Below are 18,512 nucleotides of genomic sequence, written 5' to 3' on the forward strand. Positions count from 1 at the left end.
AATGCTATATGGGCACTTCAATTTTAACCTGTTACATTTTGTCCGAATCTGGCTTGTAACTTAATACTGATTTAGCTGTGTTAATGCTTCTTGATATTGATTGTTAGAAATAAAATCCTGTTGTTTCATTTTTTCAAGGTTTATTTTAACTCTGTTTTTAAAATTCGTAGACATATCATTAATATCATATACACTTGGTGCATTGACTTTACTTGCTAAAATAGCACTTTGTAATACTGTTATATGCGGCAAATTGTTATTGTTTACGTTTGTAGTTACTCCAAAGTAATGATTAGCTGCGCCTTCTATTGTATATTGGTCGCTACCAAAATAAATATTATTCAAATAAAAACTTAGTATTTGATTCTTACTATATTGCTTTTCAACTTTATGAGCAACAAACAATTCTTTAATTTTACGTGTAAACGAGCGTTCATTATCGTAATAATAGTTTTTGACTGTTTGCTGCGTAATTGTGCTTCCACCTTGCACATCCCGTTCTCCAATCGTCGAGAATAAAGCTCTTACTGTACCTTTAATGTCAAAACCATGATGTTTATAGAAACGCTCATCTTCCATAGAAATAAATGCACCTCGAACATATTCTGGCATATGTTGCGCAGAGACAAAATTACTTTTCTTTTCTATCGACTGTAAATCATCTACATTTGCTCTAGAGGATAAGAAAAACATTAGTCCTAAAAATAAAATAATGATGATGATTAAGAAGATAAACAATCGTAAAAAAAGTCGTTTACTTTTTTTCTTTTTAGGTGGTTTGCCCACAGGTTGATAATACGTATTAAAATGTGGTTCATTTTGACGTTGATTATAATCCCTGGGGGCATTGGCATATTTTTCACTTCTTTTCATGCACTAGCTCCCTTTCTAAACTCACTTGTTACTGTGAGTTTACCAGTAGTTGGCAATATAAGCTATACTATTAGTGAAAAATCAGTCCCAAGGTGGAGCGTTCTTATCATTAAAAACAAAAAAAGCATTTAAATTAAAAGCCAAGTGAATGACTTCTAAATTTAAATGCAAATGAACAGTCAAATGTTCTGAAGACTTATACTTATATTTAAAATGCTGATTATCTTCAACTTACAAGCTTAATCTTCTAATAGTTTAACAATTTCTCTATTAAAATCGTCTAAGTCATCTGGTGTACGACTTGTAACAATATTTTTGTCAACGACTACAGATTCATCAACAACATTTGCGCCTGCATTTGACAAATCTTTACGCACATTTAAAACAGCTGTTACAGTTCGACCTTTTAAATCGTCAGTATCAATTAAAATCTGTGGTCCATGACAAATTGCGAATGCTGGAACATCATTTTTAGTAAAGTATTTTGCGAATGTACCATAACGGCCTTCTGTGTCACCACGTAAATAATCTGGTGAGAATCCTCCAGGAATTAATAACGCATCATAATCTTCTGGATTGGCATCTGCAATGCTCACATCCACTGCGATTTTTTCCCCATGTTTACCTACAACTTCACTATTCGCTGTATCGCTAATAATAACAGTTTCAAATCCTGCATTTTCAATAGCTTCTTTAGGACTTGTAAGCTCTATATCCTCAAATTCATTGGTAACTATAATTGCTACTTTCTTAGTCATAAAATAAATCACCTTTCTATCTAAATTATTATATTTAGTATATAGACAAGTTGATTCATAATTAAACATCGTCATTTTGATTTAAAAGAACTTGATAATTCAAATCATTCACCTTTGTGATGCACTTGCGGTATAAACTTAAATCTACACATCTAACTTTTAATGCCCGACTTGTTTAACCTTTTCTTCTAATTGATCTAAGAGCCCAATCCATTCATCGATATCTCTTATACTTACGTCGTTTGGATCTACGTGATCAATATCATCAATGAATTTAGACAAACGTTTTTTAATTTGGTCAATGGTTTTTTGTTCATTCATTTGTCATGAAATCTCCTTTAAATTGTTTTAATAATGATATTATTATCCTAACAGAATTTGACAAAAAGCGATATAATCTTAATAATGTTTACTGTACTTTCAAGCACATAGTAAAGAATTCACTTTAGGAGTAATAGTCATGATAACAACAAATAAACAACCTATTTCAATCCAAAATGATCCCTGGGAAACTTATAACGATATTGAATCATATGGCCACTTAGCGCTTAGTAATATTGAATTTACAACAACAAATCTATGCAATATGCGATGTAGCCATTGCGCTGTAGGTTATACATTACAAACGAAAGATCCCGAATCATTGCCGATGGATTTGATTTATCGCCGTTTAGATGAAATCCCTCATCTTCGCACTATGTCCATCACAGGCGGCGAACCTATGTTTTCTAAAAAATCAATTAAAAATGTAGTAAAGCCATTACTCAAATATGCATATGATCGTGGCATCTATACTCAAATGAATTCAAATTTAACTTTGCCACAAGACCGTTACTTAGAAGTTGCCGAATACATTGATGTCATGCACATTTCTCACAATTGGGGAACAATTCAGGAATTTACAGATGTCGGCTTTGGTGCAATGGTAAAACAACCACCTTTAAAAGCAAAGTTAAAACTTTATGAGCAGATGCTTGACAATGCTCGTACACTGTCTGAACAAGGTATGTTTGTTTCGGCAGAGACAATGTTAAATCAAAGTACATTGCCGTATTTAAATAAAATACATAATGAAATCGTGACGAAAATGAAATGTCAACGTCATGAAGTTCATCCAATGTATCCTTCCGACTTTGCTAGTCAACTAAATGTGTTATCTTTAGCAGAAATGAAACAAGCTATCAATTATTTATTAGATATCCGTCATGATGATGTATGGATGTTATTTGGTACTTTGCCAATTTATCCTTGTATCAATGACGAAGATGATCAACTACTTCTCGACCGATTACGAAATGCTAAAAACGTAACTATGCGAAATGATCCTGATGGTCGAAGTCGTTTAAATGTCAATGTTTTTACTGGCAATGTCATCGTGACAGACTTTGGTGATGAAAATGGTACAATATCTAATATTAAAAATGATAAGTTAGTAGATGTCTTTGATAAATGGTTAGACAGTGAATTAGCAAAATCTTTAAATTGTCATTGTGAAGCTTTTAACTGTTTAGGGCCTAATGTTTTAGTGAAAAATATGTATTATCCAAATACTGATTTTAGAAAAAATGAAATTGCTATGCACAGTCAAAATATTTATAGCTAAAATATACAAAAGCCTGGAATAACTTTTGTGGAAAAATTAGGGGGCGGGTCAGAATTCATGATGAATTCGTAGTCCCGCCCCGGCAAGGTTGACTAGGATTGAATAAAGATTGGTATAAGCGTATTTTCAATCCAGTCTGCTACTGCCAATACATATAGTTCATAGACCAAAACATACTTATGTCCCAAACTCTTCTCTGTATGCAATACTTTCTACGATTGACTCGCCTACTTAGGAAACAACTTTAGCCATCCCAACTTGCTTTGAATGCCTTTGGTATTTCAATTTTAATTTGATATATTGATGACCCAAACTGTTATTTACTCTTCAATATTTTGTACGTCAGATAAAAAGTTAATCGTTCTTTTACTTTCCTCTCGTCGATCTTTGCGACGTTTTACGCGTTGTGGTGCTGTTTCATGAAACCATTTTTCAACACGTGTTTCAGGATAGACTTGCGGCACTTTAATCGGCTTCCCATTGTCATCTAAGGCAACAAACGTAAGAAAACTTAACGCTGCTAAATGACGTTCATTATGCAATACATCATCAATAATAATTTGCACACAAACCTCCATAGAACTGTGCCCAGCATAGGTTACCATTGCTTCGTATGAAGTAATATCACCCGTTTTAATTGGGCGTAAAAAGTCAACAGAATCTGTCGAAGCAGTGACTACTTGTGCATGACTGTGTTTCATTGCCGTTATAGCTGCTATTTCATCAATATTTGCCATCAATGATCCACCAAAAAGCGTATGTAAATGATTTGTGTCTTGCGGAAATACTTGTTTTGAGTTAACGCTTTTTGATTCAGACATTGATTTTCTTTCTGGTTGTTCACTCATGCTAACAATCCCCTTTTGTATTTAATAAGTAGACTATGCCCAATTACCATTTTTAAAGACCAGCTCTTTACTACCGTCTTCTAAAATACCATAAATGGTTAAATCAGAACTTCCAATCATAAAGTCAACATGGACGTTAGAATCGTTTAAGCCATGCGCTATTTGTTCATCTGTAGACATTTCCGTACCACCCTTAAGATTAAATGCATACGCCGAACCAATCGCTAAATGACAAGAAGCATTCTCGTCAAATAATGTATTATAGAAAATCGTATTGCGATTAGAAATTGGAGAATCATCTGGAACTAATGCTACTTCCCCTAGTCGTTTTGATCCTTCATCGGTATTTATTAAGTCGCGGAGTACGTCCTCACCTTGTTCAGCTTTTATATCTACAATGACGCCTTCTTTAAATGTTAAAGTAAAGTTATCAATAATCGTACCATTATAGCTCAACGGTAATTTATTAGTAACATGGCCATTCACTCTATTACGATCAGGTGCTGTAAACACCTCTTCCGTAGGTATATTGGCTATAAAAGCTTGCCCATTACCATTCACATAGCTGGTAGCATCTTCCCAAATATGTCCATTTGGAAGCCCGACTTCTAGGTCTGTACCTTTAGAAATATAGTGTAACGCTTTGTATTGTTTACGCTGTAATTTATCTGCATGAACACTTAAATTTTTCACATGTTCCTGCCAATTTTTAATAGGATCATTGCCGTCTATGCGAACAATATCAAAGACTTCATCAATAAATTTGTTGTAGGCCTCTTCTATGCTTAAATCTGGATATACGCGATGCGCCCATGCTTTAGAAGGAAATGCTGCTACCACCCATGGAAATTGATTTTTTTGGCTTGCTTCCATGTAACCTTTAAACGCTTTACTATATTCTATTTGGTTTGCTTTTAATTTGTCAGAGTCAATCCCATTTAACAAATCTGGGTCTCCCGAAAGTAAGGCTAGATTTGCTGCTCCGCGTTGTACATAATCCATTCTTTCGTCCACATCATAAGCTTTTAATTCTGTATTTTTAAAATAATCTACAGACTCATGCTCAAATTTAAGTCTGGTTAATGTTGGATCTGTGTATACAACTCGCACATCTGATGCACCTAATAAATATGCTTCTTCAACTATCAAATGTGTTAACTCTAACGCTTCAACTGATGAGCGAATAAAAACGGGTTGTTGTGGTTGAATATTCATACCAACTTTTACTATTAATTGGGCATATTGTCGTAATTTTTGTTGATAATTACTCACGTTGTATTCCTCCTAGTTATGACGTAAATTACCTAATTCATCTGCAATAGCTGTAACTTCGCTCGGTGAAAATGTGTCTTTCGACATTACAAAGCGATGCATATCTGCTATATCATCTTGATTTGCATTTTTAAATTTTTCAGGATTAATTAATGCAGGGTTCACTATATTGAGTTTATTTCTTATTTCTTCAATCATAACCTCATTTGGCTTCGACACTTCACTCACCTCTTTATGATTAATATTCTTTTAAAATATCACATTTTCAAAAACTTTTATAGGAATTAGCCAATTTATACTTTTTTATTGTTTCAATTACCGATAAAATGGGCATATAGAGAATATGCTTGGAGGAATTCAAATGATAGAGGTAGCATTTGTATGTCTCGGAAATATTTGTCGGTCACCTATGGCTGAAGCAATCATGAGACAACGGTTAAAAGATAGAGACATATCTGGTATCACAGTTCATTCTAGAGGTACTGGAAAATGGAATCTTGGTGAGCCCCCACATGAAGGGACACAAAAGATTTTGACACAACATCATATTCCATTTGATGGTATGATTAGTGAATTATTTGAACCTCATGATGACTTTGATTATATTATTGCGATGGATCAGAGTAATGTTGATAATATTAAACAAATCAACCCAAATATCAAAGGACAATTGTTCAAACTATTAGATTTTAGTAACATGAAAGAGACAGATGTACCTGATCCATATTATACAAATAATTTCGAAGGCGTGTATGACATGGTACAATCATCTTGTGATAATTTAATTAACTACATCATTAAAGATGCAAACTTGAAAGAGAGGTAATTCCTAATGGAAAACAAATTTATTCCTGGTATTTTAATTGGCGCTATCGTTGGTGGTGCTGCAACACTAGCTGACAAATCAACACGTCAATCATTAGCTCAATCAATCAAAGATTTAAAAGAAGGTAATCGTTCACGCAAACCTTCTAAGTTTAATACTATTAAAGATGAAATATTATATTGGAAAGACACAATTGATGAGATTCGTCGTAATAATCCTGAATTAGAAAAATCAATTATGGATGCTAAAGATACCCTTGTAGATTGCAAAAATAAACGTCTTGGTAAGTAATAATTGGCTTTCTATGTGACTGATGTGTTTTAACTTGATGATAGAATTTGCATGGTCACATTAGACAACTACAATGAAATTTGTGCCATATATCTTACACTAATTGAAGACTTAAAGGGGCGGGAAATCAAAGTCGAGATGACTTTTGTCCCGCTCTCTTATTTATAATTATAATTAACGTCTTTACAAAAAGGAGTTTGTCATGGCAAAAAAAGAGAAATCGAGTTCAAACTATCTTAATTCGATTAAAGAGATGCAAGATAAGCATGAACATAAAAGCGATAAAATTAATGTTGATCGTACATACGTAGAACCACAAGAATTCCAATCGAAAGACCCTAAAAAAAGCAATCAAGTATTATTTGTTTCAAGACTTAATAAACCTGCAAAATATACTAAAAAACCAAATTTTATTTCTTATCTTATCTATCGTATAGGTAAAGATGATGCTTCTGGCTTAGCAGCACAGATGACATATCATTTTGTATTGGCACTATTCCCAATGCTTATCTTTTTATTAACTTTACTACCATTATTTCAAATTGACCCTCAACAGGTTAAAGATATGGTTAGTCAAAATGCACCTGCAGAAACTGCAAGTGTCGTATCAAAAATTTTCAATGATATTACAAAAAATGCCAGTGGTAGTATTTTATCAGTAGGTTTAATATTGACAATTTGGTCAGCATCTAACGGAATGACCGCCATTATGAATTCATTTAATGTGGCTTATGATGTTGAAGATGGACGTAATCCAATTGTTCTTAAATTATTAAGTGTTGTCTTTACAGTTGTTATGGGTCTTGTATTAGCTGTAGCACTGACATTACCTACTTTTGGTACATTTATTAAAGACCATTTATTTGGAGCTATTGGCTTAGATAAGCAAGTAGCATGGATTTTTGATTTAATTCGCGTAATTTTACCTTTTATTATCATATTATTGCTGTTTATAACATTATATTCAGTAGCGCCAAATGTTAAAACAAAAATAAAATCTGTTTTCCCAGGGGCACTATTCACTTCAATTATTTGGTTATTAGGTTCATTTGGTTTCGGTTGGTATTTATCTAACTTTGGCAATTATTCAAAAACATACGGCAGCTTAGCAGGTATTATCATTTTGCTTCTTTGGTTATACATCACATGCTTTATCATCATCATTGGCGCAGAAATCAATGCTATTATTCATCAGCGTCATGTAATTAAAGGTAAAACACCTGAAGAAGCTGCATTGGAACATGACGATAACAATCAGAATCATTATAATGAAAATACGACTTACGAATACAATGACGAGACTTCAACAGCCAAAGAAACAAATTATGAAGTAGATAAAAATGCTGAAGCGTTAGAAGATGAAGATAAGGAATCGATTAAAGATGTTATTATCGATAAATTTACTTCTAATGATAAAAATTCAAAAAATTAATTATTTCATTTAACGTAAGCTATTTAGCTAGTAATCTAAAGAAGCCGAATTATGTTGTTAAAAGCATAATTCGGCTTCTTTAATTGACGCTATTGTAATTCTATATCTCTATGTTTATCAATATTTAGAAATATCGAATATATCATCTAACTTTGCCTATCGTTTTCACTGCTTATTGAATAAGGTTGTGCTGAAATGCATAGATTACTGCTTGTGTACGGTCTTGTACTTCTAATTTGCTTAAAATATTACTCACATGTGTTTTAACTGTTTTAATAGTAATGTGTGATGCGCTTGCGATTTCTTGATTAGAATATCCTTTAGCAATTAACAGTAAAATTTCCATTTCTCGTTCTGTTAACATTTCATATAGCTCTGCACGTTTTTTCATTCTATTTCGCATTTTTACCAGAACTTCCGGTTCAAATACAGATTCTCCATGATATGTTTTGCGCACTGCTTCAGCGATATCTTTAGCGCTTGTTGTTTTTAAAATATAGCTGTCAACACCAGCGTCTAACGCTCTATATACTTCTTTATCCTCAATAAAGCTAGTCAGCATTACAACTTTAATATGAGGCATCTCTTTCTTGATTTGCGTTGTCGCTTCGACGCCATCCATGTCTTCCATTAATAAATCCATCAAGATTAAATCTGGCTTTAATTCTTGTGCTTTAGCTATTGCCTCTTTACCAGAAGCACCTTCACCTACAACTTCAAGGTCTGGCTGAGTAGATAAATAACTAGAAATTCCTATTCTTACCATTTCATGGTCATCTACAAATAGTACTTTAATTGTCATGTGAATCCTCCTTGTTTAACGGTGCTTTAACCTCTATTCTTGTTCCAGAATCAGGCAATGATACAATATGAAATGTTGCACCTATTTCTAACGCACGTTCGCGCATATTTTTCAAGCCATAACTTTGTTCGACTTTATCATCAACATTAAATCCAATGCCATTATCTTGTATTCTTAATAATAAATAATCTGCTTTATTAAATAATTCTACAGTAACTTTAGTTCCTTTTGAATGTCTTAAAGTATTAGAGATGGCTTCTTGAGTAATTCTAAACAAATGATCTTCTAAACCTTTAGGCACTTTAAATTCTTCAATATCGTGAACCACTTTCATCGGTACTTTTTTCTGTAAATCGATGACTAAATCTTTAATACCTTCACCCAACGACTTGTCCTTTAAACCAATTGGTCTTAGATGTAATAAGAGTGCTCTCATTTCAAGTTGTGAATCTTGCACCATTTTTTCTAAAACTGGAATTTGTTGATCTAAAGGTGGTTCTAGCTCTGTTTCTTTAATTGCAGATAACATCATACTGGCTGCAAATAATTGCTGGCTCACTGAATCATGTAATTCTCGAGCTAGACGTTGACGTTCGTCTTCAATTATTTTTTTCACTTTTACATCATTTAAATTATAATTTTCATTTGTTAAGTTTTGTGTTTTCATTCTTAATCGGTGTAACTCTTGATTTAAGGGAACTAATGTATGATATAAATCAATTGTTTCATTATACAATTCTATATTTTGATCATTTATACCAACTGTTTCCCCTTCTATTGCATGCTCTACTTGTGTTTTGATCCAATCATTTTGTTGATTGATTTTAAAAGCTAATATAGAGCCCACAATAATACATAATAAAATAATAACCAAATTTAAGAAAAGGAATACTGGTATTCCAAATATTTGTGTATAAAACATGCCTTGAAAGTAAATGATATTAACGAATACTTTATCAATAAACAGAAAAGCAATCATTAAGCTATACACTAGTATCAACATTGAGCCGATTGCTCGAATATAGTGGTTCATCGATAAATCACCTCAACGTCACCAATAAAAGTTGAAACATATATATTTACATTATAGTTCTCTTCTTTTAGTTTTTCTTCAATTTGGACGTGATTATTTTCTACTTTATAAGATTGTTGATTCATATAGGCATTACCGTAAAACGCTGTCATGTGTAAATTGACATTATAGTTCAGTGGAACAATCAGTTGTACTTTTCCTAATAAATGACGCACGACAATCGTATTATTTTCTTTAATATTGGCTGCTTTTGTCAAATCAATATGAACATCGCCAACTCCATGTTGAATTTGCACATCTTCCCATTTATAAACATAAACAGGTGTACGTTGTTCACCAAACCACTTTTGTTTAATAAACTGTGGTGAAGTCACTTCTTGCTCTGAAGCAACAATTGATAATGGTTTAAATTTAAAAACTAAATACCGAATAATCAATATCACTAAGAAAATAAACAATATAATTATTGTATATTTATTAGATAATAAAGTAAACGCTATTAATAATGCTCCAATCCAAAATGCTAATAGCCCTCTTACTTTGTGAAAATAAAGGTAGCCTACATACACTAAAATACAGCCTAAAAGTAAAACGAAAAGAAAGCCAATTTTTTCGAAAAATATATAATAAAAATTGGCTATAATCATTAAAGCTGTAAAAATAATTAATAACTCGGTTGATATATATTTACGTGTCATGGTTCGCCTCCTGAACAACTCAATTTAAGCAACATGACAAATTTGTTGCACGAGATGACATTCTTTTTCAGTAATAATGCGTTCTTTAGATTGTTGTGTTAAATCGGCCTCAATTTTAGCACAATAAGCTTCAAATTGATCCAATCGTGCTTTAATCGCTTGAATTTCACCATCATTAATTTCTTCTGCACACCGAATATTACAAACATGCAATATATCAATATATTTATTTTCTAACGTTGATGTCAAGCTGTCAATTAACTTTAATAAATGTGCTCTTTTTTCATTTAAGTATGCAATATAGTCTTCTATATTTTTTAATTTTGTATCTAAAATAAGTTTATATTCGTCGATACTTTCTTTAACAATATCTTTTAAAAATTTTTGTAAGTATATATCCATATATGTCATAGAACCACCTCGTTATCGATTAGTTCTATTGTAAAATAAATCCGAAGCCCAAATAATAGGCTTCGGAACCATTTTAATATCATACTTTAGCCGTATAAGATTAATTTTATGTAATACTTTACATCTTACTTATCAATTTTAGTCGTTAACAATGGCCCATCTTTTGTCACTATGACAGTATGTTCAATTTGAGCTACAAAACTTTTATCGCTTGTTTCAAATGCCCATTCATTTTTTCCTTCTGTGACAAATGTAGCATTTGAAGAAATAAATGGTTCCACTGCAATAACGACACCTTCTTTAAGAAGCGTTTTATCTTTTGGATCATAGTAATTCATAACATGATTTGGCGCTTCATGCAATGATAGACCCACTCCATGCCCAGTTAAATTCTTAATTACTGTTAAATCATTTTTACGGGCAGTAGCATGTACAGCTTTACCAATATTGCTTAATTTAGTGCCTGGCTTAACCTTTTTCATCGCATTTTCAAACGCCATAATAGCAACATCACATACCTTTTGTTTCATAGGATTGTCCGCTTCTCCCACTACAAATGATATACCTGTATCTGCGTAATAACCATTTTTCAATGCAGATACATCAATATTTACTAAATCACCTTCGCGGATAATACGCTTACCTGGAATACCATGGGCAACTTCTTCATTTACACTAATACATGTTTGTCCAGGAAAATTTTCATCGTGTATGGGTGCAGAAATAGCACCATACTCTTCAAATAATTCTTTAGCAATATTATCTAATTCTTTTGTTGTAATTCCAGGTTTAGTAGCCTCTTGCATAGTATCTCTTACTTTAGCGCAGATATATCCTATCTCTTTTAAGGCTTGTAATTCTTCTTCTGTTTTAACAATCATATTATCCCGTTCCTTTTTTAATGATATTATATCTTATTATACCAAAAATTTTTTGATATACTAATTGAGAACATTAATTTCTACATAATAGAAGTTTAAGTATCACACTGATAGAAATTGAGACTAGCGCTTAGAATTTAGTCAATTTAAAGAAATTGCGAGTGGGATTTTTTAACTTAATTTAAGTTCCCACTGAGCCTAGACCTTAATTATCTTAAAGTCTTTCGAAAGGTCAGAGTTTCAAATGAATAAATGGTATAAAAATATAATTGGAGCACGTACTATCAAAACAGGTGTTGCGACATTTTTTACTACAGTTTTTTGTATGTTATTAAATTTGACACCTATTTTTGCAATATTAACAGCAATCGTTACAATCGAACCTACTGCGAAAGCCTCATTAAAAAAAGGGTATCGACGCCTGCCTGCTACAGTCATAGGCGCACTTTTAGCCGTAGTTTTTACGTTTATATTCGGTGATCAATCTCCATTTTCTTACGCACTAAGTGCAACATTTACGATTTTATTATGTACTAAATTAAATTTACAAGTGGGAACAACCGTTGCAGTATTAACCTCTGTAGCAATGATTCCTGGTATACATGAAGCATACATATTCAACTTCTTCTCTAGATTATTGACAGCGGTTATAGGCCTTTTGACAGCTGGTTTCGTCAATTTTATTATTTTGCCGCCTAAATATTTCCAACAAATAGAAGATAATATCGCTATTTCTGAAACTAAAACGTTTGAATTATTTTCAAGTCGTATACATGAACTTTTATTAGCTAAATATCAATCTAACACTAGTAACGATCAGCTTTCAAATTTAATAGGTTTATATTCTAAGATTGAGACTTTAATAGGCTATCAAAGAGATGAATTACGCTATCATCATAAAAATGAAGAATGCTTGCATTTAAAAGACTTAACGAATCGTGCACATATTAACCGATTATTAATTACACATTTATCAAATATTATATATTTACCTAAACATACACGTATTGTATTTTCAAATGAAGAAAAACTTGCGATTATTAAAATCAGCAATAGTATTAAAAATATTCAATGTAATGACTGTTTCAACAAAGAACCTAAGGCGGCTTCAACATTAAAATCGTCAGTTAAGCTTCTTGAAGAATTTGATGTAAATCAGATAAAGAGTCATGTCATCTATGAAATCTTAATGATTTATAAAACGGTAGATAACCTTTATTCATAGCACTTTACAATCGAATGCTTAAGTGACAGTTTTATTACAATTTAAATTTTAGTTTCATTATTGAATAAAATGACTTAAAAGTGGTACATAACAACTGTACTGTTTTTAAGTCATTTTTTAGGAGGCATTTAAAATGAAATACATTATAGTTGGAACTTCACATGCAGGTTATGAAGTAATTGAGACACTATTAAAAGAAGATGAAAATGCTGATATTGAAGTATATGAAAGTGCCGATAAACCATCCTTCTTATCATGTGGTATTCAAAGTTATTTAGAAGATATTTCTCCATCATTAGATTCATTACATTACGCATCTGTAGAATCTTATAAAGCTCAAGGTGTCAAAATTCACACGAAACATACTGTCACTGATTTAGATACGAATAAAAAAACAATAACAGTTGAACACGATGGCCAATCATCAACGGTTAGTTATGATAAATTATTCTTAAGTCCAGGTGGTCAACCTGTAACGCCTCCAGTTGATGGTATAGATAAGTATAATCACGTATACTTTATGCGAGGACGTGAATGGGCAGATGCAATTAAAGCACGCATGCCAAAAGCGAAAAAAGCCATTGTTGTAGGTGGAGGCTATATTGGAATTGAAGCTGCCGAAGCGTTTGCTAAAGCAGGCATTGAGACAAAAATGATTGATATTACTGATCGCCTCTTATCTACCTATTTAGATAAAGAGTTCACTGATATATTAGAAACACATGCTAAAGACCACCATCTTACATTTTATGGGGGTCAAACAGTTAAATCTCTTGAAGGTAATGATCAAGGTGATGTAACAAAAGTTGTTACTGATAAAGATGAATTCGAGGCTGATACTGTGCTATTTGCTGTAGGTGTTGAACCTGCCACAGATTGGTTGAAAGGTAAAATTGATTTAGGTAAAAAAGGTATTATTAACATAAACCATAAGCAAGAAACGTCTGCCCAAGATGTATATGCAGGAGGAGACGCTACTTTGATACCTTTTGCTCCAATTAAAGAAGATCGCTATTTAGCTCTTGCAACTAATTCACGTCGTCAAGGTATTACTGCAGCTAAAAATATGGCGGGTAAAGATGCAACTATGCCAAGAGTATCAGGAACTTCAGGATTAGCACTGTTTGATTATCACTTCGGACAAACTGGTGTTCACGGTTCAGAAAGTGATCAATATGATGGTAATTTAGGTCAAACTTATATTGAAGAACTAATAAGACCTAAATTTATGCAAGACCAAACAAAAGTACACATGAAAATGATTTATGATAAAGACAGTCATAAAATTTTAGGTGGTCAAATCATGTCAAAAGAAAATGTAATCGAATCTATCAATACAATTTCTGTGGCTATTTCTGCTAACTATACTTTAGAAGATTTGGCCGTACAAGACTTTTTCTTCCAACCGGACTATGATAGACCATGGAACTACCTTAACGTTTTAGCTCAACAAGCTTTAGGTGAAACATATGGTAGCGATAAAATGCTATTCTGATGATACTATGTAGTTATATTTATATATTTTCCAATAAATATATAAAAGATTAAAATAATCAGTTTTGGGACATCATTATGTTTCAGGCTATGAACTAAATATTGGCAGTAGTTGACTGGATTGAAAATATGCTCATACTAAGCTTGTTTCAATCCTAGACAACTTTGACGGAGCGGGACCACGAATTCATAATGATTTCTGTCCCGCTCCATTTTTCTTGTGAAAGGTAATCTATCAATAAAATAAAAAATGTAATCAAATTCAAATGAAAAGTCATCTTATTTATGTGATATTACATATTTATAAAATTTTAGATTTTCATTTTGCTAAATAAACCATATAAAATACAAATACCTCAAAAAGATTCACTCACAACGAACCTTTTCGAGGTGTTTTTTAAAATATAGAATTTATTCTGTTTCACCTTGACCAATCGTCACTGAAGTGACATAGTCATTTTCTATTTTGAATTGTAATTTAATTTGATCTCCATGATATACATATACACCATCATTGGGATGATTAGTGTCTGAATTAGTGTGAGGTATACGATTCAATTTATCACTAGGATAAGCATCTTTCATTTGGTTTAAAGACACTGATTGATCCGTTACTTTAAATCGAATACTTGTAGCAGTATCATCACTTGTTGCTCTAACTTCTTGATCATACACCTGTTTGTACTCTATATTATCTTCCTTGTCCTGATCAATCTTGTAGCCGTTAAAGTTCAACTGTCCACTATCTAATGCGTTAATAAAATTTTCACTAGTAAGATAAGAAGCATTTTCACCTGCATTACCATTATGTACAAACTCGCCTTGATCTTGAGTTACTTGATTGTTGTAACTTGACGCATGATTGTCCCCATTAACCATTTGTTCAGCGTGTGCAACTTGCGAAAGTGAAAAAGCCATCGATGATGCAGCAAGCGTTAAACCCATCATTTTGAAAACCTTCATTTTCTCACTCCTATATACTTTTAAAATTAAAGTTCACTCACACACTTTTAGTATATCAACATTGGATGAAAGTCTAATCTATTTTTCTCATCTCCCTCTTTCTAGCACTTTACTGTCCTTCATCTTCATTTTAAAGACGGTTAAGCATCCTAAGTGTCTGAATTAAAAAAGAGTTAGATTATCAACTAATTTAGTCATTAATCTAACTCTCAACACGTTACCCTTTAAATCTTTACTTTTTATTGTTTTTAGCACGATCAATCAATACTTTTTTCGCGGCTTCTTCTTCAGTATTATCTAATTCTTTAGGCTCAAATGGAATTCCTTTTCGTTCACATGCTTTTTCAAGCAAATAATCTGTCATTTCGTGATTTTTCGGTAATACAGGACCATGTAAATAAGAACCTAATAAATTCTTATAGTGAATTCCTTCTTTGCGATCTGTTTCATTATTCCCGTAGCCATGTGTTACATGACCAAGCGTACCAAAATTATGATAAGTTCTACCACCATGGTTTTCAAAGCCAACTATTGTTCCAAATGTATCACTTTCAATAACAATGTCACCTGTTAAACGATCTGTTTGAGACTCTGTATAAAAGTCAAGTACACCTAATCCTTCAAGTTCTGTGCCATCTGGTGTAATATATTTCGTGCCTAAAAATTGGTACCCGCCGCAGATAGTAAGACCAGGCATACCATCTTCTATCGCTTCTTTAAGTGGCATCTTAACCTTACTAAGTTCTTTAGTGGCGAGCGCTTGCTCTCTATCACTACCACCACCAATGAAAAAAATATCGCAATCATCAAATGTTACACCATCTGTTTCATTAATTTCTTTAACATTAAGTTTGATATTTCTCTTTTTAGCACGTTGTTTTAACGCAATAATATTACCAATGTCACTGTATAAATTTAATTTATCAGACATAAAATGATATACCGTCAGTTCATTCATTTACGACTGTCCTCCTTCAAAAGAGCGATTTAATTGCTCTAACATTGGTGTTAAAGAAGTATAGTTAGGAATAGCGACCGTAAACGATGTATAGTCCATTGTTTTAGCAGTTGCTTTGTAAATGTCGTTTTCAACAATAACAGGTACATTTACTTCAGCAAGTTTCAAACGCAATTGAAGTTCTTCAGCACGAGTACCTGTAACGATTATGGCTTCAATATCTTGTTTTGTTAACTTTTCAAAGTCAGCATCGTAAATCCACGATGTATCACGACCATCTGCTGCGTTATCATTTAAGCTAATAACATACACTTTTTTACCTTCTAACTGTTCCCCAACTGATAAACTTGCATTCATACCAGCAGGATTTTTAGCAAGATTTATCATCGCTTCTTTATTTCCTTTAGAAAAGTACTGCATTCGTCCATTATCTGAAGTATATGTTTCAAAACCTTTTTGAATCGATGCATCATTAAGACCTAATTCTTTTAATACAGCATATGCTGCTATAGCATTGAATGCGTTGAAATCTCCAGCAATCTTCATATTAAAAGTAAAATTATTGATCGTCATATTTAGAAATGGTGACGCTTCAAAAGTGGAAACTTCATATGTAGGATTTTCACGTTTGAATCCACATTCACAATGATAGTGACCAATTTGATTATAGTGAATATAATCATATTGCAATAGACGTCCACAGTTAGGGCAATATTTACTTTCATTCATGGTACTTTGTTCAAACTCATGTGCATGAGCTTCCATACCATAATAAACTAAAGCATCACTTGCAATTTTTAATCGACTTACAAATGGATCATCCGCATTTAATAATAATTTGATGCCCTTATTACCTATAGACTTTGCAATATTGTTAACCATAATATCTATTTCGCCAAATCGGTCCATTTGGTCACGGAAAAAGTTAGTAAAGACCATCATTGAAGGTGTCACTTCTTTTAGTACACGAGGAATTGACCCTTCATCAATTTCAATAACAGCAATTTTGGTGTTTTTTGTTGATTGCATTATAAATGCAGATGTAATTCCAGCGGCCATATTGGCACCTTCATTATTATGAATTATATCAATATGATTCTTTTTTAATGTATGTCCTATTAAATTTGATGTCGTTGTCTTTCCATTCGTTCCACTAATAAATACAATATCATCAACATTAGCTGCTAATTTGCGTAGTATTGTAGGATCCACTCTGCGTGCAATTTGTCCTGGTAAATCTGTACCTTTTTTACCTATTGATCTGCTTGCAGTTCTAGCAAGTTTTGCTAAGTGGATTGCAGTCCATTGTCTCATTGGCTTCCTCCTCGTCTCTCTCACTCGAATAATTATAACACGTACGCTGGATAACAAAAAATAATCATTACCAGATTATATAACTTTTCTTATTGAACTCAAAGCTTTTACTAACACAACGTGCTTTGATATACTGGTGATGGTTGATTAAGTTAATTAAATAATGAGGTGAATGTTTATGCTAAGTAAAGATCTTTTAGCTGCATTAAATGAACAAATGAACCATGAATATTTTGCTGCTCATGCGTATATGGCAATGGCAGCGTATTGTGACAAAGAATCATATGAAGGATTCGCTAACTTTTATATTCAACAAGCGAAAGAAGAAAGATTCCATGGTCAAAAAATTTATGATTATATCAATGACCGCGGCGAGCATGCTGAATTCTCTGCTTTGCCAGCACCAAAGATTGAATTCAATTCAATTTTAGAAACATTTAAAGATGGTTTAGCTCAAGAACAAGATGTAACGCATCGTTTTTATAATTTATCAGAGATTGCACGTAATGATAAAGATTATGCGACAACATCATTTTTAAACTGGTTTTTAGATGAGCAAGTTGAAGAAGAAGCTATGTTTGAAACACATATTGATTACTTAAATCGTATTGGTGATGACTGTAATACACTTTATTTATATGAAAAAGAACTAGCATCACGAAATTTTAATGAAGAATAAGTCATCTTAGTATTCGTTTTATGTCTGAAAATCATAATGATTTTCAGGCTTTTTTTACATCTATTCATTTTGACTTAATCACTTTACTATGCATATTGAGAATGTTTGGTTTACAATCATTATATTAATGATTGTAGAAAGGTTGTGATGC

General features: G+C 32.5%; 21 protein-coding genes. 7 read left to right on the top strand and 14 right to left on the bottom strand.

What is annotated here, in order from left to right:
- Positions 1 to 60: 60 nt before the first annotated feature.
- The 3 genes from sgtB to CD041_RS00080 form a co-directional block, all read right to left on the bottom strand.
- Positions 61 to 873 (bottom strand): monofunctional peptidoglycan glycosyltransferase SgtB, encoded by an 813-nt coding sequence (sgtB, locus tag CD041_RS00070; RefSeq protein ID WP_002461321.1) that lies wholly within the window; start codon positions 871 to 873, stop codon positions 61 to 63.
- A gap of 239 nt (positions 874 to 1,112) precedes the next feature.
- Positions 1,113 to 1,631 (bottom strand): type 1 glutamine amidotransferase domain-containing protein, encoded by a 519-nt coding sequence (locus CD041_RS00075; protein WP_037544401.1) that lies wholly within the window; start codon positions 1,629 to 1,631, stop codon positions 1,113 to 1,115.
- 159 nt (positions 1,632 to 1,790) lie between these two features.
- Positions 1,791 to 1,952, bottom strand: a complete 162-nt coding sequence (locus tag CD041_RS00080; RefSeq protein WP_002461323.1) for an SE1561 family protein — start codon at positions 1,950 to 1,952, stop codon at positions 1,791 to 1,793.
- 139 nt (positions 1,953 to 2,091) lie between these two features.
- On the opposite strand from CD041_RS00080, the gene yfkAB reads away from it, so the two are divergent.
- On the top strand, positions 2,092 to 3,234 hold the full coding sequence (yfkAB, locus tag CD041_RS00085; protein WP_080606549.1) for a radical SAM/CxCxxxxC motif protein YfkAB: 1,143 nt from the start codon (positions 2,092 to 2,094) through the stop codon (positions 3,232 to 3,234).
- Between the two features lie 320 nt (positions 3,235 to 3,554).
- Here yfkAB and CD041_RS00090 read toward each other — a convergent pair whose 3' ends face one another.
- From CD041_RS00090 to CD041_RS00100, 3 genes are read right to left on the bottom strand one after another with little or no spacing between them, the layout of a single operon-like run.
- Positions 3,555 to 4,082 carry an acyl-CoA thioesterase gene (locus tag CD041_RS00090; protein WP_002461325.1) on the bottom strand — a complete coding sequence of 176 codons (528 nt, stop codon included), beginning with the start codon at positions 4,080 to 4,082 and terminating at the stop codon, positions 3,555 to 3,557.
- Between the two features lie 33 nt (positions 4,083 to 4,115).
- Positions 4,116 to 5,354, bottom strand: coding sequence for an aminopeptidase (locus tag CD041_RS00095; RefSeq protein WP_002461326.1), 1,239 nt, complete (start codon positions 5,352 to 5,354; stop codon positions 4,116 to 4,118).
- Between the two features lie 12 nt (positions 5,355 to 5,366).
- The gene (locus CD041_RS00100) at positions 5,367 to 5,552 is read right to left on the bottom strand and encodes a DUF1128 domain-containing protein (protein WP_002492715.1); all 186 of its coding nucleotides are present in this window, start codon (positions 5,550 to 5,552) and stop codon (positions 5,367 to 5,369) included.
- Between the two features lie 163 nt (positions 5,553 to 5,715).
- Here CD041_RS00100 and CD041_RS00105 point away from each other — a divergent pair, with 163 nt between their 5' ends.
- From CD041_RS00105 to CD041_RS00115, 3 genes are all read left to right on the top strand, one after another.
- Positions 5,716 to 6,180: a low molecular weight protein-tyrosine-phosphatase gene (locus tag CD041_RS00105; protein ID WP_002477961.1), complete on the top strand. Its 465-nt coding sequence runs from the start codon at positions 5,716 to 5,718 to the stop codon at positions 6,178 to 6,180.
- Positions 6,181 to 6,186: 6 nt separating this feature from the next.
- A complete protein-coding gene (locus CD041_RS00110; protein WP_080606548.1) occupies positions 6,187 to 6,471 on the top strand; it encodes a YtxH domain-containing protein in 285 nt (94 codons plus the stop codon).
- A 202-nt stretch (positions 6,472 to 6,673) separates the two neighbouring features.
- The gene (locus tag CD041_RS00115) at positions 6,674 to 7,903 is read left to right on the top strand and encodes a YihY/virulence factor BrkB family protein (RefSeq protein WP_002461332.1); all 1,230 of its coding nucleotides are present in this window, start codon (positions 6,674 to 6,676) and stop codon (positions 7,901 to 7,903) included.
- Between the two features lie 172 nt (positions 7,904 to 8,075).
- Here the strand turns inward: CD041_RS00115 and vraR are convergent, their stop codons facing one another.
- The 5 genes from vraR to map all read right to left on the bottom strand — a co-directional run bounded on the left by vraR (position 8,076) and on the right by map (position 11,728).
- Positions 8,076 to 8,705 (bottom strand): response regulator transcription factor VraR, encoded by a 630-nt coding sequence (gene vraR / locus CD041_RS00120; RefSeq protein ID WP_002461333.1) that lies wholly within the window; start codon positions 8,703 to 8,705, stop codon positions 8,076 to 8,078.
- Entirely contained in the window at positions 8,695 to 9,738 is a 1,044-nt protein-coding gene (gene vraS, locus CD041_RS00125) for a sensor histidine kinase VraS (protein WP_002461334.1), read from the bottom strand. Before vraS ends, vraR begins: the two co-directional genes overlap by 11 nt.
- The gene (gene vraT / locus CD041_RS00130; protein WP_002461335.1) at positions 9,735 to 10,436 is read right to left on the bottom strand and encodes a cell wall-active antibiotics response protein VraT; all 702 of its coding nucleotides are present in this window, start codon (positions 10,434 to 10,436) and stop codon (positions 9,735 to 9,737) included. Before vraT ends, vraS begins: the two co-directional genes overlap by 4 nt.
- A 24-nt stretch (positions 10,437 to 10,460) precedes the next feature.
- Positions 10,461 to 10,847: a hypothetical protein gene (locus tag CD041_RS00135; RefSeq protein ID WP_002477960.1), complete on the bottom strand. Its 387-nt coding sequence runs from the start codon at positions 10,845 to 10,847 to the stop codon at positions 10,461 to 10,463.
- A gap of 125 nt (positions 10,848 to 10,972) precedes the next feature.
- Positions 10,973 to 11,728 carry a type I methionyl aminopeptidase gene (gene map / locus CD041_RS00140; RefSeq protein ID WP_002461338.1) on the bottom strand — a complete coding sequence of 252 codons (756 nt, stop codon included), beginning with the start codon at positions 11,726 to 11,728 and terminating at the stop codon, positions 10,973 to 10,975.
- Positions 11,729 to 11,972: 244 nt separating this feature from the next.
- On the opposite strand from map, the gene CD041_RS00145 reads away from it, so the two are divergent.
- Positions 11,973 to 12,953 (top strand): FUSC family protein, encoded by a 981-nt coding sequence (locus tag CD041_RS00145; RefSeq protein ID WP_070648298.1) that lies wholly within the window; start codon positions 11,973 to 11,975, stop codon positions 12,951 to 12,953.
- Positions 12,954 to 13,086: 133 nt separating this feature from the next.
- Positions 13,087 to 14,448, top strand: coding sequence for an FAD-dependent oxidoreductase (locus tag CD041_RS00150; protein ID WP_002477958.1), 1,362 nt, complete (start codon positions 13,087 to 13,089; stop codon positions 14,446 to 14,448).
- Between the two features lie 410 nt (positions 14,449 to 14,858).
- Here CD041_RS00150 and isaB read toward each other — a convergent pair whose 3' ends face one another.
- The 3 genes from isaB to murT all read right to left on the bottom strand — a co-directional run bounded on the left by isaB (position 14,859) and on the right by murT (position 17,682).
- Positions 14,859 to 15,410, bottom strand: coding sequence for an immunodominant staphylococcal antigen IsaB family protein (gene isaB / locus CD041_RS00155; protein WP_070648296.1), 552 nt, complete (start codon positions 15,408 to 15,410; stop codon positions 14,859 to 14,861).
- 232 nt (positions 15,411 to 15,642) lie between these two features.
- Complete coding sequence (gene gatD / locus CD041_RS00160; RefSeq protein ID WP_080606547.1) at positions 15,643 to 16,368, bottom strand: lipid II isoglutaminyl synthase subunit GatD; 726 nt, start codon at positions 16,366 to 16,368, stop codon at positions 15,643 to 15,645.
- Positions 16,369 to 17,682 carry a lipid II isoglutaminyl synthase subunit MurT gene (murT, locus tag CD041_RS00165; protein WP_002477955.1) on the bottom strand — a complete coding sequence of 438 codons (1,314 nt, stop codon included), beginning with the start codon at positions 17,680 to 17,682 and terminating at the stop codon, positions 16,369 to 16,371.
- A 178-nt stretch (positions 17,683 to 17,860) separates the two neighbouring features.
- On the opposite strand from murT, the gene ftnA reads away from it, so the two are divergent.
- Positions 17,861 to 18,361 carry an H-type ferritin FtnA gene (gene ftnA / locus CD041_RS00170; protein WP_002477954.1) on the top strand — a complete coding sequence of 167 codons (501 nt, stop codon included), beginning with the start codon at positions 17,861 to 17,863 and terminating at the stop codon, positions 18,359 to 18,361.
- Positions 18,362 to 18,512 lie beyond the last annotated feature (151 nt).

Origin of the sequence: Staphylococcus lugdunensis (assembly GCF_002901705.1) — a bacterium.
Lineage (GTDB): Bacteria > Bacillota > Bacilli > Staphylococcales > Staphylococcaceae > Staphylococcus > Staphylococcus lugdunensis.

Bases quoted from the DNA above. Each gene is read 5' to 3' on its own strand.
- sgtB (WP_002461321.1), bottom strand. From the start codon at position 873: ATGAAAAGAAGTGAAAAATATGCCAATGCCCCCAGGGATTATAATCAA.
- CD041_RS00075 (WP_037544401.1), bottom strand. From the start codon at position 1,631: ATGACTAAGAAAGTAGCAATTATAGTTACCAATGAATTTGAGGATATA.
- CD041_RS00080 (WP_002461323.1), bottom strand. From the start codon at position 1,952: ATGAATGAACAAAAAACCATTGACCAAATTAAAAAACGTTTGTCTAAA.
- yfkAB (WP_080606549.1), top strand. From the start codon at position 2,092: ATGATAACAACAAATAAACAACCTATTTCAATCCAAAATGATCCCTGG.
- CD041_RS00090 (WP_002461325.1), bottom strand. From the start codon at position 4,082: ATGAGTGAACAACCAGAAAGAAAATCAATGTCTGAATCAAAAAGCGTT.
- CD041_RS00100 (WP_002492715.1), bottom strand. From the start codon at position 5,552: ATGATTGAAGAAATAAGAAATAAACTCAATATAGTGAACCCTGCATTA.
- CD041_RS00105 (WP_002477961.1), top strand. From the start codon at position 5,716: ATGATAGAGGTAGCATTTGTATGTCTCGGAAATATTTGTCGGTCACCT.
- CD041_RS00110 (WP_080606548.1), top strand. From the start codon at position 6,187: ATGGAAAACAAATTTATTCCTGGTATTTTAATTGGCGCTATCGTTGGT.
- CD041_RS00115 (WP_002461332.1), top strand. From the start codon at position 6,674: ATGGCAAAAAAAGAGAAATCGAGTTCAAACTATCTTAATTCGATTAAA.
- vraR (WP_002461333.1), bottom strand. From the start codon at position 8,705: ATGACAATTAAAGTACTATTTGTAGATGACCATGAAATGGTAAGAATA.
- vraS (WP_002461334.1), bottom strand. From the start codon at position 9,738: ATGAACCACTATATTCGAGCAATCGGCTCAATGTTGATACTAGTGTAT.
- vraT (WP_002461335.1), bottom strand. From the start codon at position 10,436: ATGACACGTAAATATATATCAACCGAGTTATTAATTATTTTTACAGCT.
- CD041_RS00135 (WP_002477960.1), bottom strand. From the start codon at position 10,847: ATGACATATATGGATATATACTTACAAAAATTTTTAAAAGATATTGTT.
- map (WP_002461338.1), bottom strand. From the start codon at position 11,728: ATGATTGTTAAAACAGAAGAAGAATTACAAGCCTTAAAAGAGATAGGA.
- CD041_RS00145 (WP_070648298.1), top strand. From the start codon at position 11,973: ATGAATAAATGGTATAAAAATATAATTGGAGCACGTACTATCAAAACA.
- CD041_RS00150 (WP_002477958.1), top strand. From the start codon at position 13,087: ATGAAATACATTATAGTTGGAACTTCACATGCAGGTTATGAAGTAATT.
- isaB (WP_070648296.1), bottom strand. From the start codon at position 15,410: ATGAAGGTTTTCAAAATGATGGGTTTAACGCTTGCTGCATCATCGATG.
- gatD (WP_080606547.1), bottom strand. From the start codon at position 16,368: ATGAATGAACTGACGGTATATCATTTTATGTCTGATAAATTAAATTTA.
- murT (WP_002477955.1), bottom strand. From the start codon at position 17,682: ATGAGACAATGGACTGCAATCCACTTAGCAAAACTTGCTAGAACTGCA.
- ftnA (WP_002477954.1), top strand. From the start codon at position 17,861: ATGCTAAGTAAAGATCTTTTAGCTGCATTAAATGAACAAATGAACCAT.